The 16,295-nt window shown below is 58.6% G+C and carries 13 protein-coding genes and 1 tRNA gene; 11 read left to right on the top strand and 3 right to left on the bottom strand.

The features are described from left to right. Positions 1-103 precede the first annotated feature (103 nt). The 8 genes from C0606_06470 (at position 104) to C0606_06435 (ending at position 8,898) form a co-directional block, all read left to right on the top strand. Positions 104-1,414 carry an integrase gene (locus C0606_06470; protein ID PLX37897.1) on the top strand — a complete coding sequence of 437 codons (1,311 nt, stop codon included), beginning with the start codon at positions 104-106 and terminating at the stop codon, positions 1,412-1,414. A gap of 509 nt (positions 1,415-1,923) precedes the next feature. Next, a complete protein-coding gene (locus C0606_06465) occupies positions 1,924-2,127 on the top strand; it encodes a hypothetical protein (protein PLX37896.1) in 204 nt (67 codons plus the stop codon). Positions 2,128-2,160: 33 nt separating this feature from the next. Continuing rightward, the gene (locus C0606_06460) at positions 2,161-2,745 is read left to right on the top strand and encodes a hypothetical protein (GenBank protein ID PLX37895.1); all 585 of its coding nucleotides are present in this window, start codon (positions 2,161-2,163) and stop codon (positions 2,743-2,745) included. A gap of 279 nt (positions 2,746-3,024) precedes the next feature. Continuing rightward, positions 3,025-4,167, top strand: coding sequence for a hypothetical protein (locus C0606_06455; GenBank protein ID PLX37894.1), 1,143 nt, complete (start codon positions 3,025-3,027; stop codon positions 4,165-4,167). Positions 4,168-5,061: 894 nt separating this feature from the next. After that, on the top strand, positions 5,062-5,313 hold the full coding sequence (locus C0606_06450; GenBank protein PLX37893.1) for a transcriptional regulator: 252 nt from the start codon (positions 5,062-5,064) through the stop codon (positions 5,311-5,313). Positions 5,314-5,463: 150 nt separating this feature from the next. Continuing rightward, entirely contained in the window at positions 5,464-6,387 is a 924-nt protein-coding gene (locus tag C0606_06445; protein ID PLX37892.1) for a site-specific DNA-methyltransferase, read from the top strand. 28 nt (positions 6,388-6,415) lie between these two features. Then, complete coding sequence (locus C0606_06440; GenBank protein PLX38715.1) at positions 6,416-8,290, top strand: hypothetical protein; 1,875 nt, start codon at positions 6,416-6,418, stop codon at positions 8,288-8,290. A gap of 350 nt (positions 8,291-8,640) precedes the next feature. Further along, on the top strand, positions 8,641-8,898 hold the full coding sequence (locus C0606_06435; GenBank protein ID PLX37891.1) for a hypothetical protein: 258 nt from the start codon (positions 8,641-8,643) through the stop codon (positions 8,896-8,898). 331 nt (positions 8,899-9,229) lie between these two features. On the opposite strand, the gene C0606_06430 is transcribed toward C0606_06435, so the two are convergent. Continuing rightward, positions 9,230-9,306, bottom strand: a tRNA-Arg gene (locus tag C0606_06430). Between the two features lie 238 nt (positions 9,307-9,544). Continuing rightward, a complete protein-coding gene (locus tag C0606_06425; GenBank protein PLX37890.1) occupies positions 9,545-10,696 on the bottom strand; it encodes a hypothetical protein in 1,152 nt (383 codons plus the stop codon). Positions 10,697-11,005: 309 nt separating this feature from the next. On the opposite strand from C0606_06425, the gene C0606_06420 reads away from it, so the two are divergent. Next, positions 11,006-11,434 (top strand): peptidylprolyl isomerase, encoded by a 429-nt coding sequence (locus tag C0606_06420; GenBank protein ID PLX38714.1) that lies wholly within the window; start codon positions 11,006-11,008, stop codon positions 11,432-11,434. Positions 11,435-11,640: 206 nt separating this feature from the next. Here the strand turns inward: C0606_06420 and fsa are convergent, their stop codons facing one another. Beyond that, positions 11,641-12,297 carry a fructose-6-phosphate aldolase gene (gene fsa, locus C0606_06415; protein ID PLX37889.1) on the bottom strand — a complete coding sequence of 219 codons (657 nt, stop codon included), beginning with the start codon at positions 12,295-12,297 and terminating at the stop codon, positions 11,641-11,643. Positions 12,298-12,424: 127 nt separating this feature from the next. On the opposite strand from fsa, the gene C0606_06410 reads away from it, so the two are divergent. Further along, complete coding sequence (locus C0606_06410; GenBank protein ID PLX37888.1) at positions 12,425-14,614, top strand: primosomal protein N'; 2,190 nt, start codon at positions 12,425-12,427, stop codon at positions 14,612-14,614. Between the two features lie 251 nt (positions 14,615-14,865). After that, a complete protein-coding gene (locus C0606_06405; GenBank protein ID PLX37887.1) occupies positions 14,866-15,906 on the top strand; it encodes a hypothetical protein in 1,041 nt (346 codons plus the stop codon). The last annotated feature ends 389 nt before the right edge of the window (positions 15,907-16,295 follow it).

Raw genomic sequence — 16,295 nt, 5'->3', positions numbered from 1 at the left:
ATCTAGCTTGAAAAATAGTGTTTCTTTTGGGTGAGCGGTGCTTTCGAGATTTCTCGGCTTTACCGCTAATGTGCTACCCCGGTGCTACCCGAGAGAACAGACAATGACAAAACCGCGCTTGACCAAACAGGTTGTCGATGGCCTGCCCGCGACAGGGAAGGACTATGTAGAGTGGTGCGGAAAGCTATCGGGCTTTGGGTGTCGGGTTCGGGGGAACGGGCACAAGACCTTTATCGTTATGTATCGCGCTGGTGGCCGAAACGCTGTCCCGCGCAAAGTCACCATTGGCACCTATGGAAAGTTGACCGTCGATCAGGCGCGAGTTGAGGCTTCAAAGATTCTGGCCAAGGCGCAGCTCGGCGAGGACGTTGCCGCCGAACGCGCAAAGCAGCGAGCGGAAATGACGGTTTCCGAATTGTGCGACGAGTACATGCAGGAGGGCGTCGAGCACAAAAAGCCAACGACCATTCAAAGCGATATCAGCCGGATCGAAGCCCACATAAGGCCGCTTCTCGGTCGAAAGCGCATCGGCGCTATATCACGCACAGACATTGAGCGCTTCTTGCGTGACGTTGCGCAAGGCAAGACGGCGCGGGAGAAAAAGACAGGGAAGCGAGGCAAGTCGATTGTGAAAGGCGGCAAGGGAACCGCCACACGGACGGTGCGATTGCTGGGCGGCATCTTCACCTATGCAGTCAGGCGCGATTATGTGCAGGCCAATCCCTGCCGAGGTGTGCAGCTCTATAAGGACGGAAGAGGCGACCGCTTTTTGAAGCCCGAGGAGTTTCGCCGCCTTGGTGAAACCTTGAAGCTCGCAGAAACCGAAGGCCTGCCTTGGAAGTTCAATGAGGGCCGCAAGGCAAAGCACAGACCGAAACGGCCCGAGAACCAGCGCGAGGTATTCTCGCCGCATGTCGTCGCAGCGATCCGGCTGCTGATGCTGACCGGTTGCCGCTTGCGCGAAATCCTGCATCTGCGATGGGAAGAAGTGGACTTCGAGCGCGGCATTCTCAATCTTCCAGACAGCAAAACAGGCCAGAAAAAGATTGTAGTACCAAGAGCGGCTATCGAAATCCTTTCGAGCCTCGAACGTTCAAGCGTCTATGTCATAGCGGGCAACAGTCCCGATAAACCACGCGCCGATCTGCAACGGCCTTGGCAGCGCATAACCGAACATGCAGAGCTTCAGGGTCTACGGCTCCATGATCTCAGGCATACCTACGCTTCGATTGGAGCGGAAAGCGGCATGGGGCTAGTCATCCTTGGCAAGCTACTAGGTCACAAGTCGACCGCCGCCACGCAGCGTTACGCGCATTTGGGCGATGATCCATTGAAAAGGACGTCAGAACACATCGCGGACACCATCATGAGCGCTTTGAGTGCGGCACCGCAAAAGCCGACTGCCGACAGCTAGAAAAATATTTCACTCAGATTTTGTGGGACAAATCATGAACGCCGGTATCTACAGTTACCGGAGGGCGTCTCCGGCAACTTTGAGAAACGGAGAAACAAAATGAGACCCATTTATCTTACCCGCATTCAAGCCGCCAAATTCGTTCGGGAACAGCTTGGCCTTAGCTGCTCGCCCAACTGGCTCGCCAAGCTAATCGTGACCGGAGGTGGTCCGCGTTATTGGAAATTCGGACGGGCTGTGCGGTATCGAGCCGACGCATTGGAGGCATGGACCTTTCAGCGCCTCGAAGGCCCTTTCGAAAATTCCAGCGAGCGAGCGCGAAGCAAATCGACATTCTCCTACCTGAAATCCGGTCTCGGTATGCCGTTTGAGGAGGTTTGAACTATGCAAAAAGGAAAATTTTCTGAACGAAAACAATTAGTTGACACCCTTGGAGGGTCTGGTTTGTTATTAGAGGTGAAGGCCGCTGCGCCTCACCATGACACCAACCCAGTGAAAGGACACATGTCATGGAACACGAAACCAACGACTTCATTCTCATCCCGGCCAAAGGCGGCGGGGCGCTTGTCCGCCGCAGCGAAATCGCCGGAGGTCGCCCCAACGGCGCGGAGGGTGGCATCGTCTATCTCAAATCCGGCCCCTCGGTTTACACGACCGCGAGTATCCCGCAGATCGCGGGATACTTGGAGGCCGAAGTCGCGGAAGTCCGGTAACCTCTATGGATTGAAACTTGCGGGGCTTGAGCGATGAAGCCCCGCAAGAATCCCACTGATAGACAGCTCTTGCGGCGCAAGCAGCACGAGCCAATCGGACCTCACGATCCCCGCGCCCGCAATGATGCCTATTGGGCATTACGCCATCAAGGCTATTCGGATGCCTTCGCTCGTCGCGCTTTTCGGGACATGCTCCCCCGCTTTTATCGGGAGACGGTGGAACTGTCAGGAGACGACATAGAGGACATCGACCCCGACGAGCTGCTTTTCGTGCCGAACGTCAACGCTGAGGTGCAGAAGCTTGCCGTAGTTGTGCGGCCCGACCTCACAGAAGAAAGCGTGGCAACGGCTCCACCCCGGTCAACCGAGTACACAATCTGGTCAGAGGCGGTGCCGGGATTCGGCCTGCGCATTCGGCCAACAGGCGTGAAGACCTATATCGTCATGTTCAGGATCAACGGGCGCAGCACACAAGGCAAAATCACCTTGGGCAAGTCCGGCAATCTGCCGCTGGACTTGGCAAAACGTTTGGCCCGCGAAGCACGCATCGAAGCGATGGCAGGAAACGATCCACGCCCGATGCACAAGAGCGGCGAATTGCTGAGACGGGCCAAATGACTCAAGGCCCGTCTCGGCCCGGTTCCCCCATGTTACCCCGGAGAAATGGGGAAACACAAAGAAACACGCCGATGTCTTTAATCGAGTCGGTGCCTGCGTATAGTAAGTGGTGCCGACGAAACAGGCGCGGGAAACGCTAGAACCAAACGGGAAACAAGATGAGAAACAGAGAAACACCAAAGAACCGCTGCTGCTTGTCACTGAATCGCTAATTGATCCTCATTGAACCGACGCTGTATGGTTAGTTCATAGTTGAAGAAGAAATAACAGGTGCCCATAATGTTTCGCATCGACCGGCACGGAAATCGCATCCACAAGCTGGAAAGCACCACCTTTGCTGCAGAACGCATCAAGGAACGCGAACACCTCCAAGAATGGTTGGCGGCATCACCCGAGGCGCTGGGAGACGCGCTCGACGATGACCTGCTGATTATCCAAAAAGAGTTTGATGGTTTCGACGGCACCCGTGAGCGGCTTGACCTATTGGCGTTGGATCGCAACGGCCAGATCGTTGTTATTGAGAATAAGCTGGACGACTCGGGAAGAGACGTTACCTGGCAGGCAATCAAGTACGCGGCATACTGCTCAAGCCTGAAGAAGGCCGAGATAGTCGGAATTTTTCAGCAGTATCTTGATCGCCAAGGCGGCGGCGATGCGGCGGCAGCGATTTGCGAGTTTCTTGAGGTAGGCACGCTAGACGAATTCGTGCTGAATGAAGGAAACGATCAACGGATCGTATTTATAGCTGCGAACTTCAGGCGGGAAGTTACGGCCACCGTTCTTTGGCTTCGCGAGCACCAAATTGATGCGCGGTGCGTCAAGGTCATTCCCTACAAGTATGGCGAAGAGCTTTTGATTGATCTTCAGCAGGTCATACCAACTCCAGAAGCCGCCGATTATATGATACGGATGGTGCAGAAGGACGCAGAGGAAAAAACCGCGAAGGGAGCTCAGGAGCGCCGACACGTTGTCCGCCAAGAATTTTGGAAAGCGGTGAGCGCGCGTTTTGCCATTCGTCCTGTAGGGCTTTTCCCGTCACCGAATATCACAACTGACAACTGGATCACATCGTCGTCCATTGACGGGTGTCACTATTCAATCGTCTTCACCCAAAATTCCATCGCCGTGAAGCTGAACCTGACGAGGTTCGAGGCCGACGAAAACAAATGGCTTTTTGATCGCCTCTATCAGGACAAAGATAAAATCGAAGAGCTTTTTGGCGTACCACTAAATTGGCGGCGCATGGATGAGAAGAAGGCGAGTAGGATCGAAGCAGAGTACCAGTGCGATGGCTTCAATTCGGATGTCTGGCCTGAGATTATTGAATGGGCGGCAGATGCTTCAGATCGACTGGAAGAGGCAATCCACGAGAAATTTCTCGGCGCGATCCGTAATTTGAAGACCGAGGCAGCACAGCGGTAGACGCGTTTGCGACCGCCGTGCCATTCAGGACTTTCGTCTCGGCCCGGTTCCCCCATGTTACCCCAGCGAATTGGCCAACGCGCGAGCCATGCAAAGCGGCTAAATATCCCGGAATCTATTCCCCTGACCAGAGTCCGAGCATTTGATGCCGACTATCGACTCTGTATGGACGTTACATGAGAGCGGAAAGTGCGCGTCATGCGACTCCCGTTTCGTCTCTTCACCGGGGTTGTCGCCGGCCTCAGTCATCGGTGCGGAGTAACAGGGTAACGGACCGGCACTCCAACCCGAACATCTACTCCATGCTAACGAGCATGAAACGGAATAGGTAACAGGCAATAATCCAGCGGAGAATAACAGGATCAGGAAGTTGGAAAGTATTCCAAGGACAGATCGACAGGATAGGCAAAGCCAACCCTTGCCGATTGGGAGAAATCGGCATCAGCCTTCCGGTGAGGATGAAAAGTCCAAACCGGAAGGCTTCAATTCTCACAGAAAGTCAGGAGCATGATGCACCTTTCGAAACGTAGTACCCCTTGCGCGTTCCCTGCGCATGATTTCGCGCCTTATCCGCCGCCAACGGCCCTGCTCGAAAGTGTTTGAACGATACCATGCCGCGTGTTCTTCGATGCAGGCCTTATCAAAGGCGCGATCATTATCGATTGCCCACAACCTATCAGCTTCGGCGATAATCACCTTGCGCGGGATCAGGCCGGGCCGGATCGTTCCTTCCCAAAATCCCCAAGCGAATGCACCCCAAATCGGAGAAAGGCAAACCGCCCAAACTACCATCTGCACCCAGTCCATCGCTAAGTCTCCAAAATATCTGAATTTAAGATAACTGAAAATCAGATATACCTGAAGACCCCATCGGGAATCAGATGGGGTAGCGAGGTGGTAAAGACACTCGGGAGCGCGCGGCACACAGCACTGATTGCCTACCTGATCGAAGCGCGGGAGCGGGCAGGTCTCACCCAGACGGAGCTGGCGGAGAAGCTTGGCGAGTATCAGTCATTTGTCGCCCGCTTGGAGAGCGGTCAACGAAGGGTTGATGTCATTGAGTTTCTTGAACTCGCGGAAGTGCTGGGATTTGATGCGGCTGTTGCAATCACTAAAATTCGATCAAGTCAGGCTCACAATGTCTAGGTAAGGTTCCCCTTCCATACAACACTTGCTACCAACAGGATACAGAAGCACCGCGAGACACAGATGAAACAAACAAAACGCAGCGCGAGACTTAGATTGGTAGACAGCGATCTGAATCAAAGCCGTCCTAAGACGCGAGCCAATGAGGCAATGCATCCACAAGTTATGTCGGAAGAGGCATTTACTTCTAGGCAATTGCAGGACGCGGCTTATTTCGCCGATGAAACGGCAATTATTTTACATATGGATGTTCGCGACGGATTAAGGTTGCTCGAAGCGGCCGGAGTGAAAGTGAATTGTGTAGTAACCTCACCACCTTTTTACGGCCAACGGGACTACGAAGTAGATCGCCAGATCGGCCTTGAGGATCACCCATCTTCTTTCATCTCAAAACTTGCTGAAGTGTTCGACGCATCTGGCAAGGTGCTCGCTGATAACGGTAGTCTTTGGGTTAACATCGGCGATACCTACTGGAGCGGTAAAGGCGAGCATCGAAGCGGCGAATCCAAGCAATCCGCACGACGTTTCGGAATTCGTCCCCAAGACAGGAAAGGGGACGGAAAGTGGTGCATTCCGAAACAACTGCTGCTAATCCCCCATCGACTCGCGATCGAAATGCAAGACAAAGGGTGGGTGGTTCGGAATGACAACGTTTGGGTGAAGCCCAATCCAATTCCCGACCAAGTTCGCGACAGATGTTCAATGTCCCACGAGTATGTGTTCCATTTCGTAAAAGAGCGTTGGTACTATTTCGATAAGAATGCCGTGGGCCGGACATCAGACAAGGGAACTGTGCTCCCACCACTCGATACTTGGGAGGTTCCTCCCGTGCGTGGACAAGCGGGACGGCACAGAGCGCGCTTTTCTGAGGAGCTGGTTCGTATACCTATCTTAACGACAACGCCTCCCCGGGGAGTGGTTTTAGACCCGTTTGCAGGGAGCGGCACCTCACTTATCTTCGCTCGGAAGCATGGATTTCGTGCCATCGGCATCGACGCCAAAAAAGAATATTGCGATTTGATGGTTGAGCAGCTGAAAAATATAATTGAAGAAGAAGTAGATGAGGTGGAATAGCTAGGTCTATTCCATGCGGGGGCGCGCTATGTATCTATCATCTGATGCAGTATTAACGGCAATAAATATCCTTCGCGCCAGCGTCCATCCTTTTATTGGGATAACTTTTATTGCATGCAAACGAAATGGGTTGACGGTTGGAGATGTCGATGACGTCAGCATCGATATGCTGACGCGAAACCACATGGATGAGCACCATCGCATCGACCGTCGCAGCGCCTTCTATTTTCAGCCGTTCAGAGGAAGTTCAAGGTGGTGGCTCGATAAGAAATACCCATCTAGTGGGTTACAAAAAACAAACACTCAGACCTTTAAGACCGTTTTTTTGCACTCCCACAATTCGAAGGAGTGGGGACTTCAACCAGATTATCTTGATCGAATTGAAGACGTCCTGAAACTGCGAAAATTTGCTCTTTCCATTCCTGCGGACGCTCTAGCGGTCTGGCTGTTCAAAGACAGCGACCTAGGGGGCGTATCAGACTACGAACAGTTATCAGAGCTATTCTTCAAAGAATATAATATCGATGAGGAAGAGAAGTCTCGTCTCTTTTCGGCACGACTTATGAAGACGCAACTGCCCGCAGAAAGGTCATTCGTCGCAGAGCCGCTGGAGATGACTTCTGTCATCCATCAACTACCGCAATCACCCGATGCCGCCGCCGAAGGTGGTCGGACGATCACATCCTTGCACTTGGCTAATGCTGGGCCGGCAAGTGACATGCAGATGGACTTTGGATCGCGCCTGTCGGTAATCACTGGCGATAATGGCTTGGGAAAGTCGTTTCTTCTGGATTTTGCATGGTGGGCCGCAACCGGCCGTTGGGCTGACCGTGAAGCGCTTCCTGAATTGGACGAGTCGAAGCCAACACCGCAAGTCGAATACACAATGACCACGTCGTCGGGACGGTTATCGACCTTTACCGCGAAATTTGATCGCAAGAGCTTCACATGGAATCGCCCTAAAGCTTCCATGACTGTTGAAGCCCTGGCTGTCTTCTCGCGCGCCGATGGTTCATTCGCGATAGCCGACCCTGTTAGGGGCAAGTTCAATCGAGGCCCCTCTTCGACCGTTGGTAGCTTATCTACCAGCGATGTCTGGAATGGCCGTGATGGCGTCATTGAAGGCCTCATTCGTGACTGGGTTCGCTGGCAAGCCGCCAAAGATCAGAAAACTTTCGATCAATTCGCGACCATATTAAAGAGATTATCTCCAGAGGACTTGGGGGACCTAATTCCGGGGCCGCCTGTCCGCTTGCCCGGCGAGCCAAAGGACATTCCAACAATCGAGCACCGCTACGGAACAGTCCCAATTACTCATGCATCTTCTGGAGTTAAGCGGGTGCTCCTTCTCGCCTACCTCATCATTTGGTCTTGGCAAGAGCACGAACTTGCTGCTCAGCATCTAGGCCAATCACCACTCCGTAGAATGATGGTAATAGTTGACGAATTGGAAGCCCATTTGCATCCGAAATGGCAGCGCATAGTCCTACCTGCGTTGATGGGTGTTGGCGACCTACTAAGCAGCGATCTGGCAATCCAGATGATCGCAGCTACGCACTCCCCGATGGTTCTTCTTTCAATGGAACCAACGTTCGATCCTTCAAGTGACGTTCTTTATCATCTGTACGGTGACGGTCCGAATGTGAAACTGGAAGAATTTCCATTCGTGAAATACGGCGATGTGTCTGGATGGCTCACCTCTCCAATATTTGGACTTCGCCACGCTCGGTCACGCGAAGCAGAGTTAGCCATTGAATCGGCCAAGTCACTGCAGCTTCAGGCGCAACCCGCGACCGAGGAAGTCTCGGCGGTTTCGGACAGGCTGAGAAAGCACCTGGCGGCAGATGACAAATTCTGGCCGCGATGGCTCTACTTCGCCGAACAGCATGGAGTAACGATTTGATCCGCGTCTTTGCTCAGCCGGAATATCCAGCTTTCGACAACGAAGTGCGCCGTCCCGGTGCCGCCTTTCTCGCGACCTGTCCTTTGCCAACTTCAGCGCAGTTCAAAAAGAAGAACTTTTGGAGTAGGGCTGCTACGAATCTTCATGCGGCATATTCGGGTATCTGCGCTTACACGGCAATGTATTTGCCCGAGCAGGGATCGGTAGACCACTTTCTTCCGAAAACCACTCATCCACACCTTGCTTACGAGTGGAGCAACTTCCGCCTGTCCAGTGGCCGGGTAAATAGCTCAAAAGGGCATTCGGCAAATATCCTCGACCCATTCGAAGTCGATGACGACTGGTTTTACATGGATGTCCCTGATTGCCTGTTGAGGCCGAACCCGTCTCTCGATAAGGAACTTCGCAATCGAATTTCCGGAACGATTAACTCTCTGCGGTTGAATCAAGACGACAACTACGTGCAAGAAAGGTGCAACATTCTAATGGACTACGCACGTGGGGACGTCTCATTGGACTTTCTCCAAAGGCGTTACCCATTCTTAGCAAAAGAGGTGACTAGGCAGCACTTAGACCAGCAGAGTTTGAGGCAGATTTTCAGGATGTAGCCCCTTTGTGCGGCACTTTGAGTGTAGCTCTAGCTCACCAAGGAAAGCGCCGTTTGCCTCCCTCGGACCCGCCTTCCTTCGCTTTGTGCGAAGGCGGCTCCGAGGAAAGCAAACTCTCTTATATCCCTATCTCTAACTCTATCTTGTGGCCGCAGCAGTGCGGTGGTCTGGGATGAATTCGGTGGGGCACGGGAATTCGCAGGAAAAACGGCAGAAAACAGTGGGTTTTCTCACAACCAAAATGGCGCGAAATCTCAACCCAGCGTGCTACCCCGGTGCTACCCGGAGCATTTCAGCGGAAAGCTGTAACCATCTAAGTCATTGAAATTATTGGCGCACCCGACAGGATTCGAACCTGTGACCTCTGCCTTCGGAGGGCAGCGCTCTATCCAGCTGAGCTACGGGTGCAAAAGGGCCGGTGCGCCGGACACCGTCTGATACCTGATCATGCCGAAGGCTGCAACGACTTTGGCGGCGGCTTCGCAGGAACTCGTCGAGCGCGCGCAAAGTGGACCGCTACGCGTGCGTTGACGAAGTCCACCCCGGCTCTGAAACGTCGCGTGAAGACACGAGATGCGGCAACCGTGCGGCTTGAATCGGTTGCGGCGATTCCATCGCTTCGTCGCTTTCCGCGCCCGGGTTCAACCTAGTCCGGAGTGTGGCCATCCGAACGGACAGCAGGATCACCCCCGCGCGCAACAATCCGCCGGTAGCTCTCCCGGTCGAACGACGCGCGCGCCGGGTTCCCGGTCAACTGGTCGAGGGTCGATAGCACGGCCGCCAGAACCGTCCACGGTCGGCCGGTGACGGCGCGCCGTGTCTGCCACTGGCCGGCGAAATAGCGCCGCCAGAGCGCGGTGCCCCGGCGCAACTCGCCGCCCTCGCGCGTTTTCGCCGAAAGCACCACGGGCCGCGCGCGGCGGATGGCCAGTTCGCCGAGGGTCTCTTTGCGCTCACTGGCGATGTCGACGTCGATCTGCTGCATGTTCTGCTTCAGATGCTTCCGCCGTGGTCGCCTGTGGCCGACTGGCACCGCATCGACGATCGCCACCTGATGCGCCGGGTCCTCGGTCAGGAGATGCCAGATCCAGTCCAGCCCGAGGCCGAAATGGCGGCCTTCGAACAGGGGCAGCACCTTTTTCAGCACCTCGCGATGCATCAGCGGCAGCATCAGCTCGACGAAATTTGTCCGCCGCCATTCGAAGCGCGGATTGGCGAGGGTGATGCGGTCGGCGTGGTCGCTGTCCGGCGTCAGCGCCGGCTGGGCGAGACGAAAACCCTCGCGCTCGGCGATGTCGAGAAACCGGCACACGTCCTCCGGCGTCGACTCGATGTCGTCGTCGGGAAACCAGAAATAGTCGTAGGCGTCGACAATATCCGGATTCTGCCGGAAGAAGTCGAAAATGCCGGTCCATTTGCCGCCGATGAAATGGTGCTGACGGACATGCTGCGGGCAGGAAGCCGGCGGCTGATCGACATAAAGGCTGACGGCGCAGTCGGAGCGGGCCAGGAACGCTTCGGAAAACAGCCAAGGCGTCACTTCCGGACGGTTGCCGATCCGCACCAGCGTGAACACCCGCGCGCCCGACGCTTTGGTGCCCGACGGTCTGGCATCTGCCGATTGGCCGCCCGACGATGCGGCGGACGATGTCGTTGCGTTGTTCACGCAGGCAGCTCCGTCTGGCGGAAGGGGTGAGTGGGTTGCCGGCGCTCGAGGCGACCGCAGCCGCGGGAAAAGAACATCACGGCCGGCGAAAAGGCAACCCCCGCGATCGGCGACAACCATCGCGGCGCGCACGGTGACAGCACGCTGCTCGCCGTGCTAGGGTCCGCCCCGCGTTTCCCCTCCTGAACGGGACGGGTGCGTTCGCGATTCTGTCGGCCGTTTTCGGGACGTCGCCAGTTTTGCTCCATGATCGGCCGGCCGGCCGGGCGCGTAGTTCGCAACGACCCATGCGGCGGGATGCATCCCGGCAAGAGGCCGTTTCGGGCCGGACGGGTCACACAAGGCCGATCCTTTTTGAATATGAGGGTGGCGGGCGTTTGCCCGTGCCGCGGAGTGGAGCCACGCACCGCCCTCGAACAATCCCAATAAATGGAGACATCGATGTCCGCAGCCAAAGCCGGCGATACCGTCCGGATTCATTATACCGGTCGCCTCACCGACGGCAGCCAGTTCGATTCCTCGATCGGCCGCGATCCGCTCGAATTCGAGCTCGGCGCCGGCCAGATCATTCCCGGTCTCGAACAGGAAATCCTCGGCATGGTCGTCGGCACGGCGAGCACCGTGACCATCCCGTTCGCCGAAGCCTATGGCCCGCGTCAGGACGACGCCGTCCAGGTCGTGCAGCGCAGCGCCATCCCGCCGCACATCCAGCTCGACCTTGGTGGTCAGATCCAGGCCGTCAGCGAAGACGGCAACGCGCTGGTCCTGACCGTCGTCGCGCTGACCGACGAGGATGTTACGCTCGACGCCAACCATCCGCTTGCCGGCAAGGACCTCATCTTCGACGTCGAACTGCTTGAGATTCTCTAAGGCGCTCACGGCCGGACGTACGCTTCGCGTACTGGCCTGCGCGGGCGCACCCTGACTGGGCGGCGGCCGGTCGGCCTTGCGGCGCTACGCGCCGGTGAGTGCCGCGCACGGGCCGATCCCTCGGGGCAATCCTGCCTCCAATACACAATAAAAAAGGCCGCCGGAGTGCACCGCGCGGCCTTTTTGTTTGTCGCTGGTCCGAACGATCAGAGAATCGTCTCGCCGGTCTTCGCCCAGTCGGCCATGAACTGCTCAAGGCCCTTGTCGGTCAGCGGGTGCTTGACGATCTGGCGCAGCACGCTCGGCGGCACAGTCGCGACGTCCGCGCCGTACAGCGCCGACAGCTTGACGTGGTTCGGGGTGCGGATCGAGGCGGCGAGGATCTGCGTGTTGAGGCCCTCGTAATTGTCGTAGATCGTGCGGATCTCCTCGATCAGCTCCATGCCGTCGAGGCCGATATCGTCGAGCCGGCCGACGAACGGGGAGACGAAGGTGGCGCCGGCCTTGGCCGCCAAGAGCGCCTGGTTGGCCGAGAAGCACAGCGTGACATTGACCATGAAGCCGTCGCCGGTCAGCGCCCGGCAGGCCTTCAGGCCTTCCCAGGTTAGCGGCACCTTGATGGTGACATTGTCGGCGATCTCGCCGAGCGAGCGCCCCTCGGCGATCATCGCGCCGGCTTCCATCGCCGTCACTTCGGCCGAAACCGGCCCATCGACCACCGAGCAGATCTCGGCGATGATCTCGCGGAACGGGCGGCCCGCCTTCATCACCAGCGAGGGATTGGTGGTCACGCCGTCGAGCAGACCGGTCTCGGCCAGATCGCGGATTTCGGCGACATCGGCGGTATCGACAAAGAACTTCATGAGGATCCTCTTTTGCTGCGGCGGTGGGGAGGTTTGCCGCGTCTCGCGTCTCGGGTCGACCTTCCTTTATCCTATCCGATACGCAGGGTCAGCCCGAATCAGACTAAATGCCCATTGGTCCTGATGGATCGCTGGAGAAAAGCGGGTGCCGCAACAGGTCGTATCAGTTCTGGTTCCGGTCGCCGTCCCCGGCGCCTATTCCTACCGCGCGCCCGATGACAGGATTTTGGCGCCGGGCACGATCGTGCGCGTCCCGCTCGGCTCGCGCGAGGTCATCGGCGCGGTGTGGGATGGCGAACCGCCGGCGAAGGTGTCGGCGGCCAAGCTGCGCGACGTCGCCGCCGTCTTCGACGTGCCGCCGCTGTCGGAGGAAATCCGACGCTTCGTCGACTGGGTCGCGCGCTGGACGCTGAGCCCGCCGGGCATGGTGGCGCGCATGGTATTGCGCACGCCCGAGGCCTTCGAGGCCGAACCGCCGGTGCGTGGCGTCCGCCGCATCGGTGAGCCGCCCGAGCGCATGACCAAGGCGCGCAGCCGCATCCTCGACATGACCGCCGACGGGCTCGCCTGGTCGCGCACCGGGCTTGCCGCGTCTGCCGGCGTCAGCCCTTCCGTTATCGACGGGCTTGTGAAATCGGGCACGCTGCAGGCCGTCGACCTGCCGGCAGCACCACCGGCAGCCGCCCCCGATCCCGACTGGAACCCGACCGCGCTCAATCCGGAACAGGACGATGCCGCAAAGTCGCTCGCCGACGCGGTGAAGGCGGGAACGTCTTCCGTCACCCTCGTCGACGGCGTCACCGGCTCCGGCAAGACCGAGGTCTATTTCGAGGCGGTCGCAGAAGCCGTGCGCGCCGGCCGTCAGGCGCTGGTGCTGTTGCCGGAAATCGCCCTGACCGCGGAATTCCTCGACCGCTTCGAGACCCGTTTTGGCACAAGGCCTGCCGAATGGCACTCCGACGTGACGCCGAAACAGCGTGCGCGCGTCTGGCGTGGTGTCGCGACCGGCGAGGTGCGCGTCGTCGTTGGTGCGCGTTCCGCCCTGTTCCTGCCGTTTCCCGATCTCGGTCTGATCGTGGTCGATGAAGAGCACGACCCGGCCTACAAGCAGGAGGACCGGGTCGCCTACAACGCCCGTGACATGGCCGTGGTGCGCGGTCACCTTGCCGGCTTCCCGGTGATCCTGTCGTCGGCCACGCCCTCTATAGAGAGTAGACACAACGCCGATATCGGCCGCTACCGCCGTGTCGTGCTGCCGGAACGCGCCGCCGGTCAGGCGTTGCCTGAACTGATCACCATCGATATGCGCCGACGTGGGCCGGAGCGCGGCCGTTGGCTCGCGCCGGCTCTCGTCACGGCGGTCTCGGAGACGCTCGAACGCGGCGATCAGGCACTGCTGTTTCTCAATCGCCGGGGATACGCCCCGCTGACGCTGTGCCGTTCCTGCGGCCACCGGTTCGAATGCCCGGACTGCTCCGCCTGGCTGGTGGAGCATCGCTTTCGCGGCGTGCTGACCTGCCACCATTGCGGCTACTCCATGCCGACCCCGCAAGCCTGCCCGTCCTGCGGCGATATCGATTCGCTGGTCGCCTGCGGACCCGGTGTCGAGCGCATCGCGGAAGAGGCGGCGGAACGCTTCGAGGACGCCCGCGTGCTGGTACTGTCGTCGGATCTTCCCGGCGGCACGCAGCGGCTACGCGCGGAACTGGCGGCGGTGGCGCGCGGCGAGGCCGATGTCATCATCGGCACCCAGCTTGTCGCCAAGGGCCACAATTTCCCCAAGCTCACCTGCGTCGGCGTCATCGATGCGGATCTGGGACTGGCGAGCGCCGATCCGCGCGCGGCGGAACGCACCTTCCAGCTGATGTCGCAGGTTACCGGACGGGCCGGCCGCGCTGACGGGGCGGGCAGGGGGTTCCTGCAGACTTATATGCCCGAGCACCCGGTGATGCGGGCGCTCGTTTCCGGCGATCGCGAGAATTTCTATCAGACCGAAATCGACGCCCGCGAACGCGCGTCCATGCCGCCCTTCGCCCGCCTCGCCAGTATCGTCATCTCCGGGCTGGAGCGGAGCGAGACCGAGAGCTATGCGCGCGCCTTTGCCCGCGCAGCGCCGGTCGACCCGCAGATCCGCATCCTCGGCCCCGCCGAACCGCCGCTCGCCGTCATTCGCGGCCGCCATCGGTTCCGCCTGCTGGTCCATGCCCCGCGCAGCGTCGACATGCAGGCCTTCCTGCGCCGCTGGCTCGAGGCCGGGCCACGTCCGCGCGGCAATCTTCGGCTTGCCGTCGACGTCGATCCGCTCAGCTTCCTTTGATCGAGGCCGTGTCCCGAAACGGGACGCTGCGCCGAAACGGGACGGCGCGGCTGTGTCCGCACGGCCGTCCAAAGGTAAAGAAAGAGTAAATAAGCCTTTGAAATTAATGGTTTATTAAGGTTTTAGAGTGGTCGACGCCAAGCAATTTCAAGGGCTTGGCAGTCGCTAGGCGGCATCGCGGCCGCTGGCGTCGCCACTGGTACGGCTTCTGCGAGGTGAGGGCCAACAACAACACTCGCGGACCTGAAACAATGTACACCTTCTCCAAAAAGGCCTTCGCCCGCCACCTCTCGGCGTTCCGTCGCGACGATCGTGGCAACATCGCCATCATCTTTGCTTTCGTCCTCATCCCGATCCTGATGTTCGTCGGCTCGGCGGTCGATTTCGGCCGTGCCGTCATGCTGCGCAATCAAATGAGCGTCGCGATTGATTCCGCGGCGCTCGCCGGTGCGCGGGAGTTCATGACCAGCTACGGCAACGAGGCCGCCAGCAAGAAGGTGGCGAAAGCCTACTTCGCCGACAATTTCCACGGCAAGGTCGACGACTACGATCTGACGATCTCGGTCGATACCGAGGCCGACACCATGGATGTGACCGTGTCGGCGAAGATGCCGACCACCTTCCTCGGCGTCGCCGGCATGACCAAGCTCGATGTCTCGAGCACCGCTCGCACCAAGTTCAACGAGGTGCGTCCGGTCTCCGTCGGCATGGTGCTCGACGTCTCCGGCTCGATGAGCACCAGCATCCCGGGCGGCACCACGCGCATGAACGCGCTGAAGTCGGCCTCGCGCTCGCTGCTCGACATCCTCGACAAGGCGGACCCGAAGGGTACGAACCTGCGCACCGGTCTGACCACTTTCTCGACCGATCTCGTCGACAAGATCAAATTCGACAACGGCTCGTCGGACGTGCGCCGCAAGGTCGAGCGCCTGCGCCCGCGCAATCTCACCCAGATCAACGCCGCGCTCGATCCCATGACCGACATGATCGAGGGCGAAAAGGACGCCTTCGCCTCGGTCGGCTCGCTGCGCTTCGTCATTCTCATGACCGACGGCTATTCGACCGTGAATCCGAAGAAGGACGTGCGCGCCACCCTCGCCAACTGCACGGCGCTCAAGAAAGCCGGTATCGAGGTCTTCACCGTCAATCTGGACGGCGACGCCGATACGCTGCGGCAATGCGCCACGAGCGAGAACCATTTCTTCGACACCAATAACCAGAACCAGTTCAAGAAGGCCTTCGAAGCGATCGCATTGGAAATCCTTGCCCGCGCGATTCGCCTCGCCGCCTGATCCGGATCGGGCCGGTGGCGCCCCCGCTGCCGCCCCGCCAAAAACCGGCGCCCGCCGCGAGGAGCGCCGGAGGGTAGACTGCAACGCGCCCCACTCACCCGGGGCGCGTTTTTTCTTCAATTGCTAGGCATTGGCAGGAAACGCCGATCCGCCGCAAGGACGCTGCTTGGCGCGGGCTGAGGCGCGCAGGCGGGCAGGCGGCGTGGCATCGACGACCTGTCGCCCGTCCGTCCGGCCACAGGGTCCACGCAGCGTCAGCCACCCCCGCGAGCGGATGTGTGGAAAAGGTCGTAGAAGGCCATCGAAAAGGCCAAAAAGCGGTGTCCATTGCGACGATCGGATGATGAGACGCAGTTGCGCACCTGTTACCCATATGCTATGCGAAGCGC

Source organism: Hyphomicrobiales bacterium (assembly GCA_002869065.1).
In the GTDB taxonomy this organism is placed as follows: domain Bacteria; phylum Pseudomonadota; class Alphaproteobacteria; order Rhizobiales; family Rhodobiaceae; genus Rhodobium.
The sequence above is the reverse complement of the archived record's forward strand: the minus strand, read 5'-3'. Positions and strand labels throughout refer to the sequence as shown.

What these genes read in the sequence shown, in the direction of transcription:
- C0606_06470 (PLX37897.1), top strand. Translation starts at nt 104, where the DNA reads ATGACAAAACCGCGCTTGACCAAACAGGTTGTCGATGGCCTGCCCGCG.
- C0606_06465 (PLX37896.1), top strand. Translation starts at nt 1,924, where the DNA reads ATGGAACACGAAACCAACGACTTCATTCTCATCCCGGCCAAAGGCGGC.
- C0606_06460 (PLX37895.1), top strand. Translation starts at nt 2,161, where the DNA reads ATGAAGCCCCGCAAGAATCCCACTGATAGACAGCTCTTGCGGCGCAAG.
- C0606_06455 (PLX37894.1), top strand. Translation starts at nt 3,025, where the DNA reads ATGTTTCGCATCGACCGGCACGGAAATCGCATCCACAAGCTGGAAAGC.
- C0606_06445 (PLX37892.1), top strand. Translation starts at nt 5,464, where the DNA reads ATGCATCCACAAGTTATGTCGGAAGAGGCATTTACTTCTAGGCAATTG.
- C0606_06440 (PLX38715.1), top strand. Translation starts at nt 6,416, where the DNA reads ATGTATCTATCATCTGATGCAGTATTAACGGCAATAAATATCCTTCGC.
- C0606_06435 (PLX37891.1), top strand. Translation starts at nt 8,641, where the DNA reads ATGGATGTCCCTGATTGCCTGTTGAGGCCGAACCCGTCTCTCGATAAG.
- C0606_06420 (PLX38714.1), top strand. Translation starts at nt 11,006, where the DNA reads ATGTCCGCAGCCAAAGCCGGCGATACCGTCCGGATTCATTATACCGGT.
- fsa (PLX37889.1), bottom strand. Translation starts at nt 12,297, where the DNA reads ATGAAGTTCTTTGTCGATACCGCCGATGTCGCCGAAATCCGCGATCTG.
- C0606_06405 (PLX37887.1), top strand. Translation starts at nt 14,866, where the DNA reads ATGTACACCTTCTCCAAAAAGGCCTTCGCCCGCCACCTCTCGGCGTTC.